Genomic DNA, 22,022 nt, shown 5'->3' with positions numbered 1-22,022 from the left:
TATATTTAAAATGAGTATAGTTAATAAACTTACAGCGCGAGTTTTATTATTACGATTATGGAAATTGTTTTTTAATAAAATAGGTAAAAAACAACTTTAGTATGCGTTAAGCCTACATTATTTTGCAACAAAAAATAAACATCCATAACAAAAACAATCCAGCCAACACACTCTAAAACTTTTTAAAAATTTTGCAGGTTTAACACTTTGTTACTTAAAAAGGCTGTTCAAAATTATCAGTCTAATTATACTGCATGCAGATATGAGTCTTTTTTGAGGTTACTGTGCAGATCATACAAGGTATGGAATATTTTTTTTCAGGCTTTAAATTAATTAGCCAAAAAGGCCTTAAGCGCTTTGTGCTTATTCCACTTTTACTTAATATTTTATTGTTTGGTAGTTCATTATTCTTTTTATTTGGTTGGTTAAGCGACAGCTTTAATTATATAAACAACATGTTACCTGAGTGGCTAAGCTGGCTTGAATGGTTAATGTGGCCCATTGCCGTGCTTGTGGTGCTATTTAGCTACAGCATGCTATTTACGGTAATAACTAACTTTATTGCGGCCCCTTTTAACGGACTACTCAGCGAAAAAGTAGAGCTTTATTTAACGGGACAAAAAATAAATGACGACGGTTTTGCTGATTTAGTAAAAGACATTCCACGCATGGTAGGCAGAGAGTGGACAAAGCTTTGCTATTACTTACCCCGCGCTATTGGCTTTTTTATTTTGCTGTGGATTTTACCCGTTATTGGACAAGTGTTATGGGTTTTATTTACATGTTGGATGTATGCTGTGCAATACAAAGATTTTGCCTTCGATAACCATAAAGTAGGCTTTAAACAAATGAAAGACGATTTAAAGTCTAAACAAGGTTTATCTTATGGTTTTGGCTTTGCTGTTATGCTGCTCACTGCAATCCCATTTATTAACCTAATTGTTATGCCCGTTGCTGTGTGTGGCGCTACTCGTTTGTGGGTAGATAATTACCGCTCTAAATACCGAGCGGGCTAAATAACACTGCGGCAAATAATAAAAGCACCTTTTGGTGCTTTTATTTTATCTATCTCAACTTAAGTGCAGTGTAGTTTAGTCTTGCGCGCCTTGGCAGTGCTGCATTTTTTTCATCTTGTAAAGTAAACGCTGTGATCACTATCGAGAATAACTGCTTTTTAAAAGTAATGTTAATGACTTCGCCTATTTTAGTTTTATAAGTGTGTTGCTGATTAAACAGTTTAAGTTCACCGTTTGCTAATTGCTCAACATACAAATAGGGGGTGTGCAAAGGCAGTTTTAACCTTATAACATTTAAACTGCTTTGCTCCTGTACAGCAATCCACGCCCCATCTCTATAAAGCGTATTAAAACGCGTTATGCCCTCGGGCTGTAGTACAGAGTCGTTTTGTATTAAACACGTGCTGCACCCGTTTACACGCCTTTGCTGCCAATTTACTGGCTTGTTATTATAATAAAGCGCATCAGTTAGTAACCATTCACTACTATGGCTACTACTGGCTTTATTAATAGCGCCTTGGCTACAGGCAGCAACTAAAAAAATAATAGCTCCTTGTAAAAGTGCAGCTTTTATAAATCGGTAGCTCATTTAGCGCTCTTTAATTGCTTTAATTAGGTTAATTATAGCCTCGCTTGGCGCTGCTTCTTTTATATAGCTAGGCAATGAAGTAGAAACAGCTTGAGCACGCTGCTGTTGATACAGCTTATGGCTCATTGTATTTGCCACACCAAATCGGTTACCTGCACTTTGTGAGTAAAACTGTAAGTTAATCATGCTCCACTCATCGGTATCCGTTAATACAGTAATTTGCGAGTCTTGGTTTGCATCAAAGTTAGTTAATGTATCGCCTAAAATTGCATTACAATTATAATCGACCGCCTCAGAGCCAGGCCTATTTAATCCTGCGCTTTCATCAATAGCACTTTCATTTATATTTGCAGCGCTGCCGTTTGAATAATCAATGATAAAATCATCCGTTGATCCTGTTTGATTGTTGGTATTTGGCACAAGGTCGCAGTTAATGTTGTTGGTATAAAACCGGTCGTAATAACGATCACCTTCGTTATTACCTATGCTTGCAAGCCCCGTTAATTGATATAGATAATTCATAGAGCTTAAATGATTTGGCTTAAAGTTCACTTCTTCGTCGCCGCCATGATAAAGCCCTAAATTATGCCCCAACTCATGAAAAATAGTAGACGCTTGGTAATTGTTCGTCACATTTTGTGATGTTTGATCATCAACCGATAATCCCCATCCGCCCATAGTCAGCATTAGGTCATTACCATTTATTTCAGCAATACCTGAGCCACTAATGCTGCCATCTTCGTTACCACTGTTTGCCATTAATAAATAATGAAAAATTGGGCGGCGCGTTGTATCGGCATATTCCATTTTATAGGCAAATAAATTAGCGGTACCTTGGTCATATTCAAAGGGCGTGTAGCTGTTAAACGGTACGGTTGTACCGCCTCCTAAATCAAAGTTAGCGGTGGAAATACCCGTGCTTTGGTCAAACAAATCGCCTACATCAAAATGCACTGTGTAACCGTTACTTGCAAATACGCTCACTACTTTTTCTAATGCTGTACGCTGTGGCGTAATACCTATATCGGTACTGTCCATATAATCAATTTCTATAAATATATCTTTTTGATTTACCCGTGCGCCCCATTCATATAAAGGCAGCCCGCCAAACGTTGCGCCTTCTTGCTCACTGCAATCAGGGATCCCATCTAAATCTGTATCGGTATCACAGCTAATATCATTTTGACCTGCCGGCGTATTAAACACAGAGTAAACCCAATCACTTGCTTGATTAGTATCTGTTGCATTAAGCGCACGTTTTAAGCTTGACCCTTGTTCGGCCTGCATTTGTGGTGCGTTATCGCCTTGCCATTGAGTGGTACTAACCGGTTGCTGGGTAGAATTACCAAATTTAACAAAGTCGATTGTTTGTGTGGCGGCGCTATCTAATAACTCTGCAAAGCCATTTATATACCAGTATGGGCGTAGCGCATCGCTTTGGTTACCCACCAGCACAATTTTAGGGTTATTAAGTGCCGCACTTGCTAAAAACTCATCACCAAAACGACTTTGCAGTAAAATATAACTGCCGTTTTCTAATACTTTGTTGGGTAATGTAAATACTTGTTCTGCGCTCACTGAGCTATCAAGCATATTAATTGCGCGCGTTTTTAATGAATAGTTTTGTAAATTAACAGCCTCTCCAGTGCCGTTATAAATCTCTACCCAGGGCGTATCATTAGTAAATTGCACCGATATGAGTTCGGTTATTTTTAAATCTTGGGTTGAGGTGGTAAATTCACTCACTTGGCCTGCTGTCGCAGCAGTACCAGAAAAATTAACTAATTGATCATTTACACGCACTTTGTAAAGCGTGTTTTCTGAAAAATCAGCGCTTAAGTTAACGTTTTTAAAATAGTCACTCGTCTCATCAGGCGCACCAGATACGCTCTCTACATTAAGTGCAACGCAGCTTGCAAAATCATCACTTGATACCTGAACACTGCCTTCACAGCTCCCCGCGCTACTATTTACGGTTAACGAACTGCTCAGCATCACATCTGAAAACGTAATGCTAATGGGGGTGTCAACCAATACCGGTTCTTCTGCCCCATTAGGCGTTATTTCTGTCACCGTTGCAGCGCTGGTATCAATAATTGTCGTATTAAGTAAAAAGTTGGTGCTGTCTTCACCATCACTAGCAGTCAGTGTGTAGCTTTTTGCAGAAATACTATTTACAGGCGGTGTATAGCTAAAACGCAGCGCTTGGGCATCAATAACACTCACCTGCGCCCCTTCTAGGTCATTTGGAAAAGTAATTTGTACCGTATCGCCATCGGCATCATTTACCGTCAAATTAAATTCAGCACTTAAATTATATTGCACCTCAACGGTTACATCGTCTGCCACAGGCGGATTGTTAGGCGGCACCACAATCACCGTTTTTTGGGCGCTATTAGTTGCATCGTCGTTATCTCTAACGGTGGCTAAAAAGGTAATATTGGTATTTTGAGCAACCGTTGGAGCATTAAACGTAATGCTGGAGTCGGTTTGCGTAAATTCGACCACGGGGCCGTTTGTTTGCTGCCAGCTTAGCTCGCTAATGATGCCATCGCTGTCCTGCGCTGTAGCTGTTATTGTCACTGACTCATTTTGCATTGCCTCGTCAGGCCCAGCTAAGGTAACACTAGGTGCGCTATTTAATTGCGTAATAAGTACCGTCGCACTGCTTTGTACAGTGCCCCCAGCATTGTCGGTTACAGTAACACTAAAACCAAGCGTTTCACTTTCACTTACATTTGGGGCGGTAAAGCTTAATTCACCTTCAGTTTGGCTAAATTCGATGGAGGAGCCAGCAGATTGTACCCACACTATGGTGCTAATTGTGCCATCTATGTCTTGTGCATTAGCAATTAAACTCACTTGGGTATTAGCCAGTGCACTGCTTGGGCCTGTAATATTAACTGTGGGAGGGGTGTTTTGAACCGTGATAGTACCAGAAAACACTTGCTCTGTAGTTGCGCCGTCATTATCGGTTACTAGCACCGAAAAACTAAAATCAGTGTCGCTCTCTACACTGGGGGCCGTTGCTGTGAGTATGTTGCCATTGGCAGTAAAGGTAAATTCAGGCCCCGACAGCTGCTTCCATTGATAACTAGACACCTGCCCGTCACTATCGCTTGCCTGAGCCGTAATAGTAAAGGTTTGGTTAGCAACAATAACGCTGCTGCTTACATCAACACTCACAGTAGGGGCGGTATTGCCAGTTGAGCCACTATCGGTGGCGTCACTATCGCTGCCACCGCCGCCGCAACCGGCTATTAAAAGTGATAAAAAAAGTAATCCTAGCCATTTATAAACATTATTTAATACCACTTTTATGCCTCTATGATTTAGCTATACAAATTTTGGGGCACCTTAACAACGTTTAAATGAACGGTGATTTCCTCACGATCATGATACAAATGCTTAGCTTGCAACTCATAGGTTATACCGTACTTAGTAAGCTCTTCTTTGATCATCGTTAGGCATTCATAAACACTATCAAAGCGTTTTTTCATAGGCAGCTTTAAATTAAATATCAGCTCTTTGGCGTATGCGTTTACTGCCCAGTCAATCATTAGATTAGTCACTTTGGTTGGTTTTTCCACCATATCGCACACTAACCAGTTAATATTTCTTTTTTCTGGGCGGTATTTAAAACCATCGGCTCTAAAGTGTTTAACTTGGCCTGTTTCCATCAAACTATCGTTCATTGGGCCATTATCTATTGCGCTAACAAACATGCCTCTGCGTACTAATTGATAGGTCCAACCGCCTGGGCAAGCGCCTAAATCAACCCCTCGCATGCCTGGTTGTACTCGCGCTTCTCGCTCTTTTTCAGGGATAAAAACATTAAAGGCTTCGTCAAGTTTTAACGTTGAGCGGCTCGGTCCGTCACTGGGCATACGTAAACGTAAAATGCCCATAAAAAACGGCGAATTATTATAACTATACGAATACCCTACATATGCGGCATTGTTTGCTAAAAATAGTACATGCATTACCGGGCGGTTTGCCTTTGGCTCACGTAATACCGTGTTTTGTTTTTCGAGTGCTTTTTTTAACGGCGTTGATATTTTTTTACAAAAGGTAAGCAGCTCTTTGCCTTCGTTAGTATCGGGGGTTTCTACGCGCAACTCACTACACAAAGGAAAATCCTTTGCGGCTTCTTTTAATGCAGTGACCCTATCTTCTACCGGCATATTTTCGATTAACGTGCCAGCAAACCACTGGCGCGCAAATACCATATTTTTAAAGTCGACCTTTTTGATTATTTCGTCGCTGTGTTGCGCTTCAAAACATTCATAAATCACGTAGCCGGTATTTGGTTTGGCTTTTACATAGCCGGCAAAACCTTGCTCGGCAGCATGAAACGTTATTTCAGCAGCCGCATCGTTTTCAAAACCACTACGACAATAAATCACAACACTAGACATATTAACCCTTAAACTCTTTAAAACTTAAATCGTGCAACTTGCACTAAAATAACAACCCAACCAATTATAAAACATAACCCACCTAATGGGGTTATTGGGCCTAACCACTTCATGCCGCTTAGGGCTAGTAAATATAAACTGCCACTAAAAAGCAGTGTACCGGCAATAAAAAAACCTCCCGCCACGGTTAAATTAATACCCCACTTAATAAGAATCGCCACGGCTATAAGCGCTAAACCATGCACCATTTGATACTCAGCTGCGGTTTTAAATACCCCGAGTGAATACTCAGTTAAACGGCTTTTTAAGCCATGCGCTGCAAACGCCCCTAACATAACCGACAGCATGCAAAAAAAGCTGCCTGTGAGTAAAAATAATTTAATCATAATTGCTCCACTCTATTGGCTATAAACTTACTTGCTTCAAGCGCTGCAGTTTCACGATTTTGCAGCTCGCTCACACCACTTTTTTTGCGTGGTTTGAGTGAATGATCGCCATCGCTAAGCCACACATAACTTGGCTGTTTTGGCATAGAAAGTGTTTTAAGCTCTTCACGGGTGCCAAAGGTATCTCGCTCGCCTTGTAAGACTAAAAACGGGCAAGGTATGTCTGCAAAATGATCGGTGCGTAGCTTATCTAGCTTACCGGGCGGATGAAACGGATAGCCAAACGCTAATACACCTACAATCGGTTGTGTAGAGCTACAGGCAAGCATAGACGCCATACGCCCGCCCATCGACTTGCCGCCAATAAATAACGGTAAATTAGGTTGCGCATTTGTTAGTACTTGCTCGTAATAAGCTAACAGTTTAGGGGCTCGCTCTGGCGGTCTACGTTTTTGTGCTTGTTTAGCAATTTGCATGTATTCAAAATCAAATAAACCTACATCAATACCCTGCGCACTAATGAGTTTAGCCATATGCTGCATAAAATCAGAATCTGATCCAGCTCCGGCACCATGCGCAAATATAAACTGTGCAATAGCCGGCTGCGTTGCGCTTTTAAACCATTCAATCATTATTAATACTCTTGTTCTTGTTCAACTAAGCTCAGCATCCAATCTTTAAACGAGACTATTTTACCCAGCTCTGTTTGCGACTCTCTAATCACTAAGTAATACGCGTTTTTACTCTCTAAGCTGTGGCTAAATGGGATCACTAAACGGCCCGCGTCAATATCGGGTTTAGCAAGCACACTATTGCCTATTGCTACGCCTTGGCCGTGCACCGCGGCTTGGAGCACCATTGATGAGTGGCTAAATATAGGGCCTTGATTCACTTGTACATTACGTACACCCGCCGTTTTCATCCAGGTTTTCCAGTTACGGCGCGTGGTATCGTGCAACAAAGTGTGCTGAGCTAAGTCACTCGGTTGATTAAGCGGTTTATGCCCGCTTAATAACAGTGGGCTACATAAAGGCACTAAATACTCGGTGTGCAATTTGTAAGTTTGAACCCCACTCCAGTGCCCTCGGCCGTAGTAAATGGCAATATCTACATCATCGGTTAACGAGTTTTCGTCTTGGTCTTGCGCTTTTATACGCACATCTATTTCGGGGTGGAGTTCGTTAAATAAACTTAATCGAGGTACCAACCACTGAATTGCAAAACTCGGGGTCAAACTTACGGTAAGTGAGCCTTTTGCACCGCGAGCAAGTAGCTTTTCGGTGGCATCTATCAGCTGGGTAAAAATCTCTTTAATATCTAAAAAATAGCCTTGGCCTTCTTCGGTTAATAATAACGAGCGATTTTTACGTAAAAACAATTTTAAGCCTAAATGCTCTTCAAGGGTTTTAATTTGATGGCTCACTGCCGCTTGCGTTACATACAGCTCTTCTGCTGCTTTAGTAAAGCTTAAATGGCGTGCCGCGGCTTCAAAAGCTTTAAGTGCGTTTAATGGGGGGACTCGTCTTGACATAGTAACCAAGCTTAGAATTAGTTTTTCTTATGCGTAAGATTATATACAGCATCGTTGTGTGTGTATATTAATGGAATAAAAAAAGCGACCTAAGTCGCTTTTTAAACATTACCTAAATAGGTGTTAAATTATAAATCGCTTGCGCTTGTATCAAGTGGTGCAAAGCTTTTAATTAAGTCATCTACTGCTTTCATTTGCGATAAATACCCTTCAAGCTTGCTAAGTGCTAATGCACATGGGCCATCACACTTTGCTTCATTAGGGTTAGGGTGCGCTTCAATAAATAGGCCCGCAATGCCCAGTGCCATGCCGCTGCGAGCAAGCTCGGCAGCTTGTGCACGGCGTCCATCAGCAGAGTCAGCTCGCCCGCCTGGGCGCTGTAGTGCATGGGTGGCATCAAAAATAACCGGTGCCATGGCTTTCATGTCATCCATACCTAGCATATCAACAACTAAGTTGTTGTAGCCAAAGCTTGAGCCGCGCTCACACAGTGCAACATTATCATTACCTGCTTCATTAAATTTAGTAATGATATGACGCATTTCGTGCGGCGCTAAAAACTGTGGTTTTTTCACATTAATAATGGCACCCGTTTTAGCCATAGCTACCACTAAATCGGTTTGGCGTGCTAAAAATGCAGGTAACTGAATTACATCAACCACTTCAGCAACAGGCGCTGCTTGGTGTGGTTCGTGCACATCGGTTATAAGCGGAATATTAAAGGTATTTTTAATCTCTTCAAATATTTTTAAGCCTTCTTCCATACCTGGGCCGCGGTAAGAATTTATTGATGAGCGATTCGCTTTATCAAACGAGGCTTTAAATACATAAGGAATATTTAATTTAGACGTTACTTCTACATAGTGCTCTGCAATGCGCATTGCTAAATCGCGCGACTCTAAAACATTCATACCACCAAATAATACAAATGGTTTGTCGTTTGCCAGCTCAATATTATTAATATTAATTACTTGGTTGTTCATTTAAATTCCTTAAGGTGCAACTGCTTGCATCATTAATCCACAAATGTAGGCCATATATGTACCTACACCATACCCTAGTACAGCTAATAAAACGCCCACTGGCGCAAGCGAAGGGTGAAACGCAGAAGCCACCACAGGCGCCGACGCAGCGCCGCCAACGTTAGCTTGCGAGCCCACCGCCATATAAAATAACGGGGCTTTTATTACTTTGGCTACAATCAGCATTAAACTTGCGTGTGTTAGCATCCAAATAGCCCCAATTAAAAATAACCCAGGGTTACTAAATATAGCGGTAACGTTCATATGTAAGCCAATTGATGCCACTAAAATATATAAAAAGCTTGAAGCAACTTTTGATGCGCCAAACGCTTCTATTTGCCTTACTTTAGTAAATGATAAACTAATACCAATCGTGGTTGAAATAACAATTAGCCAAAAGAATTTACTGTTTAGGCTGTACTCTTTAGCCCACGCATAATTGTTTGCAAAAAACGGCCCTAAAAAGTCGGCACAAAAATGAGCAAGCCCCGTTATACCAAATGCTATGGCAATAATGGTCATGTAATCATTGAGTGTCGGCATGCGGGCATGCTCTGCATGGTATTGCTCAACACGGTTTTTTAAATCTTCTATGGCGGTTGTATCAGCCCCTGTTGCGGCATCAATTTTTTTATGGTTTGCAGCCATGAGTAATAAAACAGCCATCCAAATATTCGCCACAATTACATCAACGGTCACCATAACCGAGAATATATCGCCGCCCACTTCAAACATTTCTTTCATTGAAGCTTGGTTAGCGCCGCCGCCAATCCAGCTGCCGGCAACCGTTGTCATACCACGCCAAACAGCATCTGGGCCGTGGCCGCCTACTAAATCAGGGCTAAATACACTAACCACTAAAATAGATAAAGGCCCACCAATCACAATACCCAGCGTGCCCACTAAAAACATAATTAGCGCTTTGGGGCCTAAATTAATAATCGCTTTTAAATCAATACTAATAGTAAGTAAGATTAAACATGCTGGTAGCAAATAGCGCGAAGCAACATAGTAAACATTTGAACTATGTCCATCTACAATGCCAAACGTATTGAGTAAAGAAGGTAAAAAGTAACACAGCAATAATGCTGGTACATATTTATAAAATGCTTTTAGTTTGGGGTTTTCGCTGCTAGAGGTTTTAAAAATGAACCCTAAAATTACAGCAAGCAAACCCAGTACAACAGCATCATTAGTAATTAATGCAGTGTGAGTATCAGCCATATTTGTTCCTATTCTTAATGGTGTGTTTTATTATTATCTTCAAGTTCTTCTAGTTGATGCTGAATAATTTCAATTGCCGGATCGTCCGGGCACTCATCAATAAAAAACTGTAAATCATCGCGTGCCATTTTAGGACAATCTAACTGATTGAGTAAGTAACCTCTGTCGCGTCTCTCGTACGGATCATCGCCTAATAGCTCCATTAGCAACTCAACACATACCAGCGCGTGGCCAAATTTATTTTCGCTAATAAACGACCATTTTTGCTGCGCTAAAAACAATTTATAAACTTCATCGTTATAAATAAGCTCAAGTGGCTCTTGCTCTTGGCCATTTTCTTCATCCGCATTTTCAGGAATGATGTACCAGCTCTGTTGCCCACTGCTAGGCTCAATAATGTAGCCTTCTTCATCACTTATTGCGACATGCACGCTAATATCGCCCTGGTTAATACACACACTGGCATCTAATTGCGCTTGCTCAAGCAAATGGCTCAATAAAATACCTAATGTGGTTATAGAGCCGCTGCGCATAGTGAGTGTATAGCTTAAGCTATTTATTTTATGCTCTGGCACTTTTAGCCCAGAGGCGCTAAATAGCCATTTGCTATAAAAAATATCAAGAAGGGCTTCTAATCTATCGTGTGGGTCTTTTTGCTTTGCGCACATAGCAGTGATCTGCTGCTCAAAGTCAGTTAATACAGAAAAAGTTGGTGCTAAATCTATTTGAGGGTCCCATTTCGACTCTGCATTAATACACCGATAAAGTGGCGGTGGAGTAAATTCATCATATGCATCATCTAAATAAGATTCGTCGTGTTCGTCATACCCGAGGGTGGTCATCAATACTACAACATTTATTAAAAAACGAAGACGTAGTTTACCTAATTTTACGGATAGTTACCAATACAGCGAAGCTCCCACCCGTAATTATACCCCAGAGGTGTGCTTTATAGTAAAAGGAGTAGGCCAGCCTGGCTGAAAAATGGTGAAGGCTATAAAGCGTGCAGAGGTGTATTAACTGCGTTATCTGTTACCTAAGTTCCTTGGGGGTTTAAGTTCCTTACGTATAAGCCCCTTGCCTTTAAGTATCGTGCGTGTTTAAAAAGTATATACACGCACCGACACTTAACTTGCAACAAAGTAGGTATTATAAAAGTAGCGGCGATTTTGCCGTTGCCAAATACCCTATCGCTAAAATCACAATCGTGTTAACTACCACATACATAATCTTTGGCAGCGTATTAGTTTGTTTAGCACTAATAATACCTATCGCAATATAAATCACTACAAGCACTATTTTTTCTAATAACCATAGTTGCTCAAAGGGGTTTATTTTTGCCATGAACACCAATGTTATTGCAGAAATAAGTAATAAAGTGTCAATGCTGTGACTGCCAATAAAAACCAGTTTATTTTTGGCAAGCTTGCCACTGCCCATACGCGAAAAAGAGCGGATGTAAAATAAGATAACGCTTAGCATAGCAATTGCCATGTGTGAGTGTTTTACTGCTAAATAATCCATAAGCCTCAGTACTTTTTGTTTTGTTAAATTTAGTTAAGTGCGTTTAATACCAATCCGCTTAATTAAGTGATCTATTTTGAGGATGGAAAAACGTGTTGATAGCTAGGCAAAAAATTTGCTATTTAGTTGTTCTAAATGAGAATTTTTTAACGCTGATAGCAACACGTTTAGCCCCCTCAAAATGATTAAGTATTATTGCTGCTTGGTATAATACCAAGCCCTACGCACTGCTTTGGCTATTATGCCTCACAAACTAAAAAGCACATAGTCGCAAGGCTATGTGCTTTTTAAATTTATAGTAACGATTAACGTTGTTGTCGTTGCACGTTCTCAAATGCTAGTTGTACATTTTGCGAAAAAATCTCAATTAAATTACGTTGCGTATCGGTTATATTTTTAGGGATCCCCGATATAAATAACATCGAATTGTGATTGTACTCGCTGCTACAATAAGCAAATAAATAGTTATCTTTATAAATTATGCTTTTATCTTTAAGTGCTTGATGACACGCCTCTAGTTGCTCGTTTTGCAGCACCGCATCTAACTCTTTACCCTCGCTTTGCTCAAACTCACCGGTACCAGAGCGCACAATTAGCTTATCGTTACTATTTTCTTGCGTATTTTGCGCCACTAACGTAGTGGCATACACCGCTTGATCAGCAATGCCTAATAACGAGGTAAGTTGCTGCATCACCCCTTCAATAAACTGCTCTATTGAACGTGTGGCAAATATATCGCGCGAGGCAACAATAATTTTTTCAAGCCCTTCGCGAGATTGCTCTATAGAAATAATATCGCGATACGAGCGTAAGCTCGACATAATCACAGTAAACAGCTTTTGCGCTGTCAGCTCTGTTTTCGATTTATAGTCGTTAATATCGTAATTAATAATGACTTGGCGCTCAGGCGCCTGCCCAGGCTGACCGGTTCTTAAAATAATGCGAATATGATTATTATTAGCTTCTTCGCGAATAAATTTAGCAACCTGTAACCCAGCGTCATCTGTTTCCATTACCACATCTAGCAGTACAATAGCGGCATCTGGGTGCGCATTTATTAATTCTTTTGCTTCAGCGCCCGAGTATGCGCTTAAAAATTCTAAACGTTTGTTCTGAAATTCAAAATCACTCAACGCAAGCTTTGTAACAGCATGAACTTCAGGTTCGTCATCAACGATTAATACTTTCCAAGTGCCAAGCTCTACTTCACTTTCTAACTCATCTGGCTCATCTGAAAATAAAAAATCACCCATCATATTAAAGGTTCCTTAATGCATTTATAGAACACACAATCATGGCTGTTTATTATCAAATTAAGGCCACTGTGCGAGCGTTACACGATCGTTATTTCCCAAGTCTTTTACTGTTTTAATATTTATATACGCCATTTGCTTAAACAAATGCCGAACAGCTTCACCCTGTTCAAAACCATGTTCTATTAAAAGATAGCCACTAGGGAGCAAATAGTCACGTGATTGTGTAATTATTTGTTTTATATCAGCCATTCCTGCCTCATCGGCCACTAACGCAGAAAGAGGCTCAAAGCGCACATCCCCTTCTTTTAAATGTTTATCGTCGTGTTCAATGTACGGTGGGTTGGTCACAATTAAATTAAACTGCTCATTTTTCAGTGCGCTAAACCAGTTACTTTGCTTAACTTGCACATTATTAATGGCTAAACGCTGCTGATTACGAGTCGCTAAGGCCACCGCATCTGCTACTTTGTCGACTGCTGTAATTTGCCATGTTGGCATTTCACTGCCAAGTGCAAGTGCAATAGCGCCGGTGCCAGTGCCTAAATCAAGCACTTTTGCTTGCTCAGGCACGGTAAGTGCTAAAGCTTGCTCAACGAGTGTTTCAGTATCAGGCCTAGGAATAAGCGTTGTAGCATTCACCTCGAGCGCTAAGCTCCAAAATTCGCGCTGGCCAATAATATGCGCTACGGGTTCACCACTTAAACGCCGTTCACAAAATTCATCATATTGGCGCTGTTCGTCGCTGCTAAGTAGGTTATCTGGCCAGGTAAATAAGTAACTGCGGGGTTTTTGAAGAATATGTAATAGCAGTACTTGTGCGTCTAATTTAGCGCTGTCGCTAGTTGGTGCAAGTTTAGTTGCACCAACCGCTATTGCCTGCTCAAGCGTGTGGCTCACAATTACTCATCGCCCATTGCGGCAAGTAAATCAGCCTGATGCTCTTGCATTAATGGATCGATAATTGCGCCTAAATCACCAGTTACCACTTCGTTTAAGCGATAAAGCGTTAAATTAATACGGTGATCGGTAATACGCCCTTGCGGGTAGTTGTAAGTACGAATACGCTCAGAGCGATCGCCGCTGCCCACTAAGTTACGACGCTCAGAGGCCTCAGCCGCATGACGTTTTTCATCTTCGGCTTGCTGTAAACGCGCGGCAAGTACCGACATCGCTTTAGCACGGTTTTTATGTTGCGAACGCTCATCCTGACACTCAACCACAACACCCGTTGGAATATGAGTAATACGAATTGCAGAGTCGGTTTTATTTACGTGCTGACCACCGGCGCCCGAGGCTCTGAAGGTATCTACTTTTATATCGGCGGTGTTTATTTCAATGGCTTCAGCTTCTGGAATTTCGGCCATTACTGCGACCGTACAGGCAGAGGTATGTACACGCCCTTGCGACTCAGTCTCTGGTACACGTTGAACACGGTGAGCGCCCGATTCAAACTTAAGCTTACCGTACACACCTTCACCGCTAATATTTGCGATAACTTCTTTGTAGCCGCCGTGTTCACCTTCGTTGGTGCTCACTACTTCAACTTTCCATTTTTGTGTTTCGGCGTAACGGCTGTACATTCTAAATAAATCGCCTGCAAAAATAGCCGCTTCGTCACCACCCGTACCCGCACGTACTTCTAAAAATACATTGTTGTTATCTTTAGGATCTTTAGGAAGCATAAGCACTTGTAGCTCATCTTCTAATGATAAAATTTGCGCTTTAGCTTCTTTATATTCTTCTTGCGCCATTTCACGCATATCTGGGTCTGAATCTTTTAACATTTCTTCAGCAGTCGCTACATCGTCTTGCGCTTGTTGGTATGCTAAAAATGTTTTTACAATTTCTTCAAGCTCAGAGTATTCTTTTGAAAGAGCACGAAAGCGGTTTTGATCACTAATGACCGACGGATCGCTCAGTAGCGCTTGTACTTCTTCGTAGCGCTCTACTAAGGTTTCTAATTTACGATATACAGACTCTTTCATTTAACTGTTATTCCTGATCAATACCTAACATTTTTTTCAACTGAGTTAGTTGTGCCACTTCACCTTTTTTAGCCGCATCTTGAATTGCACGGGTAGGCGCGTGCATTAAGCGGTTGGTTAATTTATTGGCCAACTCTAATATAATTTTTTCTGCGTCTTTACCTGTATTTAGCTGGCTAACCGCCCGCTCAACAAGTTCTGACTTAATGGTTTGTACGTCGTTTCGGTAGTGGCGAATTAAATCAACCGAATCGAGAGAGCGAACCCACATTTCAAATTCTTTTACGCGCTCGCTTATTATTAATTGTGCTTGTTCTGCCGCCTGTTCACGCGCGGCCATATTCTCGCTTACAATGGCTTGTAAGTCATCAACGGAATATAAATAGGCTGCGTCAAGCTCGCCTACTTGGCTTTCTATATCGCGCGGTACGGCAATATCAATAAACAGCATAGGTTTATGGCGGCGCTGTTTTAATGCTTGCTCGACCACCCCTTTACCTATTATTGGTAACGTACTGGCGGTTGAGCTAATAACAATATCGGCTTTGTGTAAACGCTCAGGTAGTTGTGCCAGCGCAATCACATCGGCCGACACTTCCTGCGCTAAACCGCGTGCACGCTCAATGGTTCTATTGGCAACCGTAATTTGTTGCGGCTCATTTTGATATAAATGTTTAGCTACAAGCTCTATTGTTTCGCCGGCACCAATTAATAACACATTGGTTTTATCAAGCTTGCCATAAATATGTTTTGCTAAATTAACCGCTGCAAACGCCACCGACACAGCACTGGCACCAATATCAGTGTCGGTACGGACCTGCTTAGCTACCGAAAAGGTTTTTTGAAACAACCTATCAAACTTAACGCCTACAGCATCGTGTGTTTTGGCGCTATGATAAGCTTGCTTAATTTGCCCTAAAATTTGCGGCTCGCCCAATACCAACGAATCTAAGCCGCACGCAACACGCATTAAATGATTAATGGCTGCATCACCTTGGTGGCAATATATATTTTTGCTCAGTTCGTGTTCATCCAATCCATGGAAACTGGCAAGCCAGGCTAGCAGTGCTTGGGAATTTGACTGCTCAAGGCTACAATAGATTTCGGTACGGTTACAGGTAGATACAATAACGGCTTCGTTAAAGTCGGCATGACCGCTTAATTGCTGGAGCGCCTCAGACATTTGCTCAGGCGAAAAAGCCACTTTTTCACGTAATTCTACGGATGCGGTTTTGTGATTTATACCAAGTGCTATGATGGTCATATTTGCCAAATATTGCTGCGCCCTACTTTAAAGGCGGCAATTTTACCAAAAATCAGCGGAATATGGAAAGTAAGGAACAACATTTGATTAGACATTATTTAATTTTATTCACTCTTTTTTTGTTTTTAGCGGGCTGCGCCCACCAAATTGATACAAAAACAACGCTTTACGATGATTGGAAACCACGCTTAGCAGCGCAAAAAACCTGGCAAGCACAAGGTAAATTAGCGTTTATAAGCCCTGATGAGCGCCAATCTGCAAACTTAAATTGGCAACAAGACGAAAAACAAAACAACTTAGTGCTCACTACGTTTATTGGTACTCGTATATTGTCGCTTAAACAAACCCGCACAGGTGCGGTACTTGATTACGACGATAAAACATACACAGACACTAACGCCGCGTTATTATTAAAACGCTTAACCGGTTTTGACCTGCCAGTTGATAACGCCGATAACTGGTTAAAAGGCACGTTAACGTCGCAAACATTAAAAGTAGACGAACTTGGCCGTGCACAACAAGTTATTTGGTACGATAACAGCAATAAAAAGTGGCAAATAACGTATTCAAACTATAAACAGCAAGGTGGCTTTTGGGTTCCTGGCAATGTCACGCTAAAACATCAGCAAATTAAAATCAAAATTCAACTCTACAATTGGCAATTTAATTAAGTATGAATACTAAAACAGCTTTTTCGGTCATTGCACCGGCAAAACTTAACTTATTTTTACACATCAATGCGCGCCGTGATGACGGTTATCACGAACTAGAAACCTTATTTACCTTTTTAAATTTTGGCGACACACTCGACTTTTCAGTTAACGAAGCGCCCACTATTTTAATAACGGGTGATACGAAAGGCATAGCAGATTGCGATAATCTCATCTATAAAGCCGCGTTATTGCTTAAAAATCACTGTGGCATTTCATCAGGTGTAAAAATAAATCTCACTAAACGTTTACCTATGGGTGGCGGCGTGGGAGGCGGTTCATCTGATGCAGCCACCACGTTACTTGCACTTAATAAAATGTGGAATACACAACTAAATATTGATGAATTAGCAAACTTAGGCTTGCAATTAGGCGCCGACGTGCCGGTATTTATTCGTGGTAAAAGCGCCATAGCACACGGTATTGGCGAACAATTGGTTGACGTAGAGCTTGAACAAAAATGGTATTGCGTTGTGCACCCTAATCAGCATGTCAGTACCGCTAAAATATTCACTCACCCAGATTTAAAACGCGATACACCAAAAATTTCAGGTGATTGGCGAACCCATAAATTAACCAACGATTGTGAGCCTTTAGTTAAAAAGCTCTGCCCCGAGGTTGAAAAAACCCTGCAGTGGTTGCTAAAATACGCCCCGTCGAAGATGACCGGAACAGGTTCATGTTGTTTTGTCGAATTTGCTAGCCAAGTTCAAGCACAAGATGTACTTGATAACCTCCCCCATACTTGGCAGGGTTTTGTTGCTTCTAGCGCAAATGTCTCACCTGCTCATACGGAGCTTGCCGCCATATTCGATCAATGAAGTAACGTACAAGTAATCATAAGTTAACGCGTAGTGGGTTTTACCTATTTACCCGTTAGTCCAAAAATTCAGTGCCTGAGGAACCCTACCGTGCCTGACATGAAGCTCTTCGCTGGTAACGCAACACCTGAGTTAGCTCAAAAAGTTGCAAAACGTTTGTATATTGAATTAGGCGATGCTGTTGTTGGCCGTTTTAGCGACGGTGAGATCAGTGTTCAAATAAATGAAAATGTTCGTGGCTCGGATGTTTTTATCTTGCAATCAACCTGTGCCCCTACTAACGATAACCTAATGGAACTTATCGTTATGGTTGATGCTCTACGTCGTGCATCAGCAGGTCGTATTACTGCCGTCATTCCTTATTTTGGTTATGCACGTCAAGACCGTCGAGTACGTTCTGCGCGCGTTCCAATTACCGCTAAAGTTGTTGCCGATTTCTTATCAAGTGTAGGTGTTGACCGCGTTCTTACGGTTGATTTACACGCTGAGCAAATACAAGGTTTCTTTGACGTACCAGTAGATAACGTATTTGGTAGCCCTGTATTACTTGAAGATATGGAAGAGCGTGAGTTTGAAGACGTTGTTGTAGTATCACCAGATATTGGTGGTGTAGTACGTGCCCGTGCTATTGCAAAACTACTTCACGACACAGACCTTGCTATTATTGATAAACGTCGCCCTCAAGCTAACGTTTCTCAAGTAATGCATATTATTGGTGATGTTGAAGGCCGCGACTGTATTATCGTAGATGATATGATTGATACCGGTGGTACTTTATGTAAAGCCGCAGAAGCACTTAAAGAACACGGTGCTAAACGCGTATTTGCCTATGCAACGCACCCTATTTTATCTGGCAAAGCTGCAGAGAACATTCGTAACTCAGTAATTGATGAAGTAATTGTAACTGACTCAATTCCGTTATCTGATGAATTAAAAGCGCTTGATAAAGTAAAAGTACTGACTCTTGCTGACATGTTAGCCGAAACAATTCGTCGCATCAGCAATGAAGAATCTATTTCTGCGATGTTTGAACACTAAAGTCACACATTCGTTGGAACATATAAGCGCCTTTTGGCGCTTTTTTTGTATGTGTTGTTTATTTTATCGGGGGGTGGTGTTATGATAGCGCGCCTTTTGGGTAGGGACCTTGGTCGCAAAGGCCCTAACACTTTTAATTATTGGAGACATTATGTCTAACGAAACTTATACTTACAACGCTGAACTTCGCGTAGAAACTGGTACTGGTGCGAGCCGCCGCCTACGTCGCGAAGACAAAGTACCTGCTATCCTTTACGGTGCAGATAAAGAAGCGGTATCGCTTACTCTTGCTCATAAAGACATGATCAAAGCACAAGAAAGCGAAGGTTTTTACACGCACATTCTTACGCTAAATGTTGGCGGCGAGTCTGTTGAAGCTATCTTAAAAGATATTCAACGTCACCCATTCAAGCCAAAAATCACTCACCTTGATTTCCAACGTGTAGATGCAACTCACAAATTAGTAACTAAAGTTCCTCTTCACTTCATCGGTGAAGAAGCAGTTACTAAAGCTGGTGCAACTGTTGTTCACCAGTTAACTGAAGTTGAGATTTCTTGTCTTCCTAAAGCACTTCCAGAATTCGTTGAAGTTAACGTTTCTAATTTAGTAGTTGGTGATTCAGTTCACATTTCTGACCTTGAACTTCCTTCAGGTGTTCAGTCTGTTGAACTAGGTAAAGGCGAAGGCCACGACCTGTCAGTAGTTACAATCAAAGCTAACAAAGCAGCTCCTACTGAAGAAGAAGCTTCAGACGCTGCTGAATAATATTTAAGGTCTTGCACCTTGAATTCTATTCAAATGCTTGTGGGCCTGGCTAATCCAGGCCCCGAATACGCAAACACACGCCACAATGCAGGTGCTTGGTTCATTGAAGAACTCGCAGCACGCTACAACTGCACGCTCAAACACGATCCTAAATATCACGGCCTAACTGGCAAAGTGATCATCCAAGGCCAAGAATTCAAATTATTGATCCCCACCACCTACATGAACTTAAGTGGTAAAGCGGTCGGTAGTTTAGCCAATTTTTTCAAAATCCCCGTGGAAAACATACTTGTTGCCCATGACGAAATGGATTTAGACCCAGGCGTTGCCAAACTTAAAAAAGGTGGCGGTCATGGCGGTCATAATGGCTTAAAAGACATTATTGCAAAAATGGCAAACCAAAAAGATTTTATGCGTTTACGCATAGGTATCGGTCATCCAGGGCATCGTGAAATGGTTACCGGTTGGGTGCTTGGAAAAGCAGCCAAAGAAGACCAAGAAAAAATGGATGCAGCGGTTGATGAAGCAGTTCGTTGTATGGAAATACTTGCAAAAGATGGTGTGTTAAAAGCACAAAACAGACTACATTCTTTTAAACCATAATCGTTTAAACGAATCTTAACAAGGTATCTTACTATGGGTTTTAAATGTGGCATCGTTGGCTTGCCTAATGTTGGTAAATCAACGCTTTTTAATGCACTAACTAAAGCGGGTATTGAAGCCGCTAACTTTCCTTTTTGTACCATCGAACCTAACACAGGTGTAGTACCGGTACCCGATCCTCGCTTAGACGAGCTAGCAAAAATTGTAAATCCTCAACGTATTCTACCTACCAGTATGGAATTTGTTGATATTGCTGGTTTAGTAAAAGGCGCATCAAAAGGTGAAGGTTTAGGAAACCAATTTTTAGCAAACATTCGTGAAACGGATGCAATTGGCCATGTAGTTCGCTGTTTTGAAGACGAAAACGTAATTCACGTTGCAGGTACTATTGACCCTGCTGACGATATTGACGTTATCAATACCGAATTAGTACTTGCCGATATGGACAGCGCTGATAAAGCAATTTTCCGTAACGCTAAAAAAGCGAAAGGCGGCGATAAAGACGCTAAAGAGCAAAATGCAGTACTTGAAAAAGTAAAAGTACACTTAGACGAAGGGTTAACACTTCGCTCTTTAGAGCTTACTAAAGAAGAAAAAGCAGCAATTAGCTCAATTAACTTCTTAACTATTAAGCCTACTATGTACATTGCTAACGTAGCTGAAGATGGCTTTGAAAATAACCCACACCTTGACCGTGTACGTGCTATTGCAGAGTCTGAAGATGCTGTAGTAATTCCGGTGTGTGCTGCAATCGAATCTGAGCTTTCTGAACTAGATGAAGAAGACAAGCTTGAATTTATGGCAGACCTAGGTTTAGAAGAACCAGGCCTAAACCGTGTTATTCGCGGTGGTTACGAGCTATTACATTTACAAACCTACTTCACTGCAGGTGTAAAAGAAGTACGCGCGTGGACTATTCCAGTAGGTGCAACTGCGCCGCAAGCGGCTGGTAAAATTCACACCGACTTTGAACGTGGCTTTATTCGCGCACAAACCATTGCTTATGACGACTACATTGCCTTTAATGGCGAAGGTGGCGCTAAAGAAGCCGGTAAAATGCGTCAAGAAGGTAAAGAGTACATTGTTAAAGATGGCGATGTAATGAACTTCTTGTTCAACGTATAATTACGCCTAAACAATCTGTTTATAAAAGCCCGCTTAATGCGGGTTTTTTTATGCCTTTATCTAAATAAGTTTTATCCAAAAGACAAATGGCCTTAATTACTTTTGGCTTTTTATAGCAATTAGCATAATTAAGCGATCTATTTTGTTGATGGAAAAACCAGATGATAGCTAGGAAAATTCGCTATTTAGTTGTTCTGAATGAGAATTTTTTAACACAGATAGCGACACGTTTAGTCCCACAAAATGATATAAGTATTATTACGGATTGGTATGATACTAACGAGCTAAGCTAAATACTTTATTTAACGTAAGAAATACGCATCAGTAGTAAGCAAATTACCCTACCAACTACCCCCACGCGGTGATTAATATGTAATTTTTAACGCACCTAGCGCACGTTATGGCGACTTAAAATGATTGCATAACCTGGTTATTAAGTATCATAACTTCATTCAATAGCTAAAATACTCAATAAACTCGGTTTTAATACAACTTGATCACAAAGCGACTGCATAAATACTCAGCAGTTTTTATATTAACGGTTTTAAGTTGTTATTACTTAGTGTACTTTGACAGTTGATTTACAGTTAAAAAAACAGCAAATTTATTAAAATTTAGCCTCTTAGCTTAATTTTCCTGCAAACAAACCCTGTTAAGTGTTTTTTTGCAAAAAAGGTGTTGACGGATTTGGGTCATATCAGCATAATACGCCCCGCACTCAGCGATGAAGTGATAACAAAAGAG

The 22,022-nt window shown here is 41.1% G+C and carries 20 protein-coding genes and 1 pseudogene; 7 read left to right on the top strand and 14 right to left on the bottom strand.

What is annotated here, in order from left to right; translation table 11 throughout:
* Positions 1 to 302 precede the first annotated feature (302 nt).
* Entirely contained in the window at positions 303 to 1,016 is a 714-nt protein-coding gene (gene cysZ, locus PAT01_RS14225) for a sulfate transporter CysZ (protein WP_004588849.1), read from the top strand.
* A gap of 49 nt (positions 1,017 to 1,065) precedes the next feature.
* Here cysZ and PAT01_RS14220 read toward each other — a convergent pair whose 3' ends face one another.
* The 14 genes and pseudogenes from PAT01_RS14220 to hemA all read right to left on the bottom strand — a co-directional run bounded on the left by PAT01_RS14220 (position 1,066) and on the right by hemA (position 16,215).
* Entirely contained in the window at positions 1,066 to 1,605 is a 540-nt protein-coding gene (locus PAT01_RS14220) for a hypothetical protein (RefSeq protein WP_154945673.1), read from the bottom strand.
* Positions 1,606 to 4,920 carry a PKD domain-containing protein gene (locus PAT01_RS14215; protein ID WP_154945672.1) on the bottom strand — a complete coding sequence of 1,105 codons (3,315 nt, stop codon included), beginning with the start codon at positions 4,918 to 4,920 and terminating at the stop codon, positions 1,606 to 1,608.
* Between the two features lie 17 nt (positions 4,921 to 4,937).
* The gene (gene rlmM, locus PAT01_RS14210; protein WP_004588846.1) at positions 4,938 to 6,023 is read right to left on the bottom strand and encodes a 23S rRNA (cytidine(2498)-2'-O)-methyltransferase RlmM; all 1,086 of its coding nucleotides are present in this window, start codon (positions 6,021 to 6,023) and stop codon (positions 4,938 to 4,940) included.
* A 17-nt stretch (positions 6,024 to 6,040) separates the two neighbouring features.
* Positions 6,041 to 6,409, bottom strand: a complete 369-nt coding sequence (locus PAT01_RS14205) for a DUF423 domain-containing protein (protein ID WP_024034182.1) — start codon at positions 6,407 to 6,409, stop codon at positions 6,041 to 6,043.
* A complete protein-coding gene (locus tag PAT01_RS14200) occupies positions 6,406 to 7,041 on the bottom strand; it encodes an alpha/beta family hydrolase (RefSeq protein ID WP_154945671.1) in 636 nt (211 codons plus the stop codon). The genes PAT01_RS14205 and PAT01_RS14200 overlap by 4 nt, the downstream gene beginning before the upstream one ends.
* A gap of 2 nt (positions 7,042 to 7,043) precedes the next feature.
* Positions 7,044 to 7,940 carry a transcriptional regulator GcvA gene (locus PAT01_RS14195; RefSeq protein WP_004588843.1) on the bottom strand — a complete coding sequence of 299 codons (897 nt, stop codon included), beginning with the start codon at positions 7,938 to 7,940 and terminating at the stop codon, positions 7,044 to 7,046.
* A 128-nt stretch (positions 7,941 to 8,068) separates the two neighbouring features.
* Positions 8,069 to 8,923 carry a 3-deoxy-8-phosphooctulonate synthase gene (kdsA, locus tag PAT01_RS14190; RefSeq protein ID WP_054983446.1) on the bottom strand — a complete coding sequence of 285 codons (855 nt, stop codon included), beginning with the start codon at positions 8,921 to 8,923 and terminating at the stop codon, positions 8,069 to 8,071.
* A gap of 9 nt (positions 8,924 to 8,932) precedes the next feature.
* The gene (locus PAT01_RS14185; RefSeq protein ID WP_004588841.1) at positions 8,933 to 10,186 is read right to left on the bottom strand and encodes a DUF819 family protein; all 1,254 of its coding nucleotides are present in this window, start codon (positions 10,184 to 10,186) and stop codon (positions 8,933 to 8,935) included.
* 14 nt (positions 10,187 to 10,200) lie between these two features.
* A complete protein-coding gene (locus PAT01_RS14180; RefSeq protein WP_004588840.1) occupies positions 10,201 to 11,028 on the bottom strand; it encodes a tetratricopeptide repeat protein in 828 nt (275 codons plus the stop codon).
* A gap of 307 nt (positions 11,029 to 11,335) precedes the next feature.
* Positions 11,336 to 11,710 (bottom strand): SirB2 family protein, encoded by a 375-nt coding sequence (locus PAT01_RS14175; RefSeq protein WP_024034187.1) that lies wholly within the window; start codon positions 11,708 to 11,710, stop codon positions 11,336 to 11,338.
* Positions 11,711 to 12,024: 314 nt separating this feature from the next.
* Positions 12,025 to 12,966 (bottom strand): annotated as a pseudogene (locus PAT01_RS14170) (DUF3369 domain-containing protein); the annotation flags it as partial.
* A 57-nt stretch (positions 12,967 to 13,023) separates the two neighbouring features.
* Complete coding sequence (gene prmC, locus PAT01_RS14165; RefSeq protein ID WP_154945670.1) at positions 13,024 to 13,863, bottom strand: peptide chain release factor N(5)-glutamine methyltransferase; 840 nt, start codon at positions 13,861 to 13,863, stop codon at positions 13,024 to 13,026.
* 2 nt (positions 13,864 to 13,865) lie between these two features.
* Entirely contained in the window at positions 13,866 to 14,951 is a 1,086-nt protein-coding gene (gene prfA, locus PAT01_RS14160; RefSeq protein WP_004588836.1) for a peptide chain release factor 1, read from the bottom strand.
* A 7-nt stretch (positions 14,952 to 14,958) separates the two neighbouring features.
* The gene (gene hemA, locus PAT01_RS14155) at positions 14,959 to 16,215 is read right to left on the bottom strand and encodes a glutamyl-tRNA reductase (RefSeq protein ID WP_004588835.1); all 1,257 of its coding nucleotides are present in this window, start codon (positions 16,213 to 16,215) and stop codon (positions 14,959 to 14,961) included.
* Positions 16,216 to 16,298: 83 nt separating this feature from the next.
* Here hemA and lolB point away from each other — a divergent pair, with 83 nt between their 5' ends.
* The 6 genes from lolB (at position 16,299) to ychF (ending at position 21,278) form a co-directional block, all read left to right on the top strand.
* Positions 16,299 to 16,886: a lipoprotein insertase outer membrane protein LolB gene (gene lolB, locus PAT01_RS14150; protein WP_004588834.1), complete on the top strand. Its 588-nt coding sequence runs from the start codon at positions 16,299 to 16,301 to the stop codon at positions 16,884 to 16,886.
* Positions 16,887 to 16,888: 2 nt separating this feature from the next.
* Positions 16,889 to 17,746: a 4-(cytidine 5'-diphospho)-2-C-methyl-D-erythritol kinase gene (gene ispE, locus PAT01_RS14145; protein ID WP_004588833.1), complete on the top strand. Its 858-nt coding sequence runs from the start codon at positions 16,889 to 16,891 to the stop codon at positions 17,744 to 17,746.
* A gap of 90 nt (positions 17,747 to 17,836) precedes the next feature.
* Complete coding sequence (locus PAT01_RS14140; RefSeq protein ID WP_004588832.1) at positions 17,837 to 18,784, top strand: ribose-phosphate pyrophosphokinase; 948 nt, start codon at positions 17,837 to 17,839, stop codon at positions 18,782 to 18,784.
* Positions 18,785 to 18,935: 151 nt separating this feature from the next.
* The gene (locus PAT01_RS14135) at positions 18,936 to 19,550 is read left to right on the top strand and encodes a 50S ribosomal protein L25/general stress protein Ctc (protein WP_004588831.1); all 615 of its coding nucleotides are present in this window, start codon (positions 18,936 to 18,938) and stop codon (positions 19,548 to 19,550) included.
* 18 nt (positions 19,551 to 19,568) lie between these two features.
* Complete coding sequence (pth, locus tag PAT01_RS14130) at positions 19,569 to 20,153, top strand: aminoacyl-tRNA hydrolase (RefSeq protein WP_024033868.1); 585 nt, start codon at positions 19,569 to 19,571, stop codon at positions 20,151 to 20,153.
* A gap of 33 nt (positions 20,154 to 20,186) precedes the next feature.
* Positions 20,187 to 21,278, top strand: a complete 1,092-nt coding sequence (ychF, locus tag PAT01_RS14125; RefSeq protein ID WP_004588829.1) for a redox-regulated ATPase YchF — start codon at positions 20,187 to 20,189, stop codon at positions 21,276 to 21,278.
* Positions 21,279 to 22,022: the final 744 nt, after the last annotated feature.

This window comes from Pseudoalteromonas atlantica (assembly GCA_007988745.1).
GTDB classification, from domain to species: domain Bacteria; phylum Pseudomonadota; class Gammaproteobacteria; order Enterobacterales; family Alteromonadaceae; genus Pseudoalteromonas; species Pseudoalteromonas atlantica.
The sequence above is the reverse complement of the archived record's forward strand: the minus strand, read 5'-3'. Positions and strand labels throughout refer to the sequence as shown.

Coding starts and splice junctions, on each gene's coding strand:
- cysZ (WP_004588849.1), top strand. CDS start 303: ATGGAATATTTTTTTTCAGGCTTTAAATTAATTAGCCAAAAAGGCCTT.
- PAT01_RS14220 (WP_154945673.1), bottom strand. CDS start 1,605: ATGAGCTACCGATTTATAAAAGCTGCACTTTTACAAGGAGCTATTATT.
- rlmM (WP_004588846.1), bottom strand. CDS start 6,023: ATGTCTAGTGTTGTGATTTATTGTCGTAGTGGTTTTGAAAACGATGCG.
- PAT01_RS14205 (WP_024034182.1), bottom strand. CDS start 6,409: ATGATTAAATTATTTTTACTCACAGGCAGCTTTTTTTGCATGCTGTCG.
- PAT01_RS14200 (WP_154945671.1), bottom strand. CDS start 7,041: ATGATTGAATGGTTTAAAAGCGCAACGCAGCCGGCTATTGCACAGTTT.
- PAT01_RS14195 (WP_004588843.1), bottom strand. CDS start 7,940: ATGTCAAGACGAGTCCCCCCATTAAACGCACTTAAAGCTTTTGAAGCC.
- kdsA (WP_054983446.1), bottom strand. CDS start 8,923: ATGAACAACCAAGTAATTAATATTAATAATATTGAGCTGGCAAACGAC.
- PAT01_RS14185 (WP_004588841.1), bottom strand. CDS start 10,186: ATGGCTGATACTCACACTGCATTAATTACTAATGATGCTGTTGTACTG.
- PAT01_RS14180 (WP_004588840.1), bottom strand. CDS start 11,028: ATGACCACCCTCGGGTATGACGAACACGACGAATCTTATTTAGATGAT.
- PAT01_RS14175 (WP_024034187.1), bottom strand. CDS start 11,710: ATGGATTATTTAGCAGTAAAACACTCACACATGGCAATTGCTATGCTA.
- prfA (WP_004588836.1), bottom strand. CDS start 14,951: ATGAAAGAGTCTGTATATCGTAAATTAGAAACCTTAGTAGAGCGCTAC.
- hemA (WP_004588835.1), bottom strand. CDS start 16,215: ATGACCATCATAGCACTTGGTATAAATCACAAAACCGCATCCGTAGAA.
- ispE (WP_004588833.1), top strand. CDS start 16,889: ATGAATACTAAAACAGCTTTTTCGGTCATTGCACCGGCAAAACTTAAC.
- PAT01_RS14135 (WP_004588831.1), top strand. CDS start 18,936: ATGTCTAACGAAACTTATACTTACAACGCTGAACTTCGCGTAGAAACT.
- ychF (WP_004588829.1), top strand. CDS start 20,187: ATGGGTTTTAAATGTGGCATCGTTGGCTTGCCTAATGTTGGTAAATCA.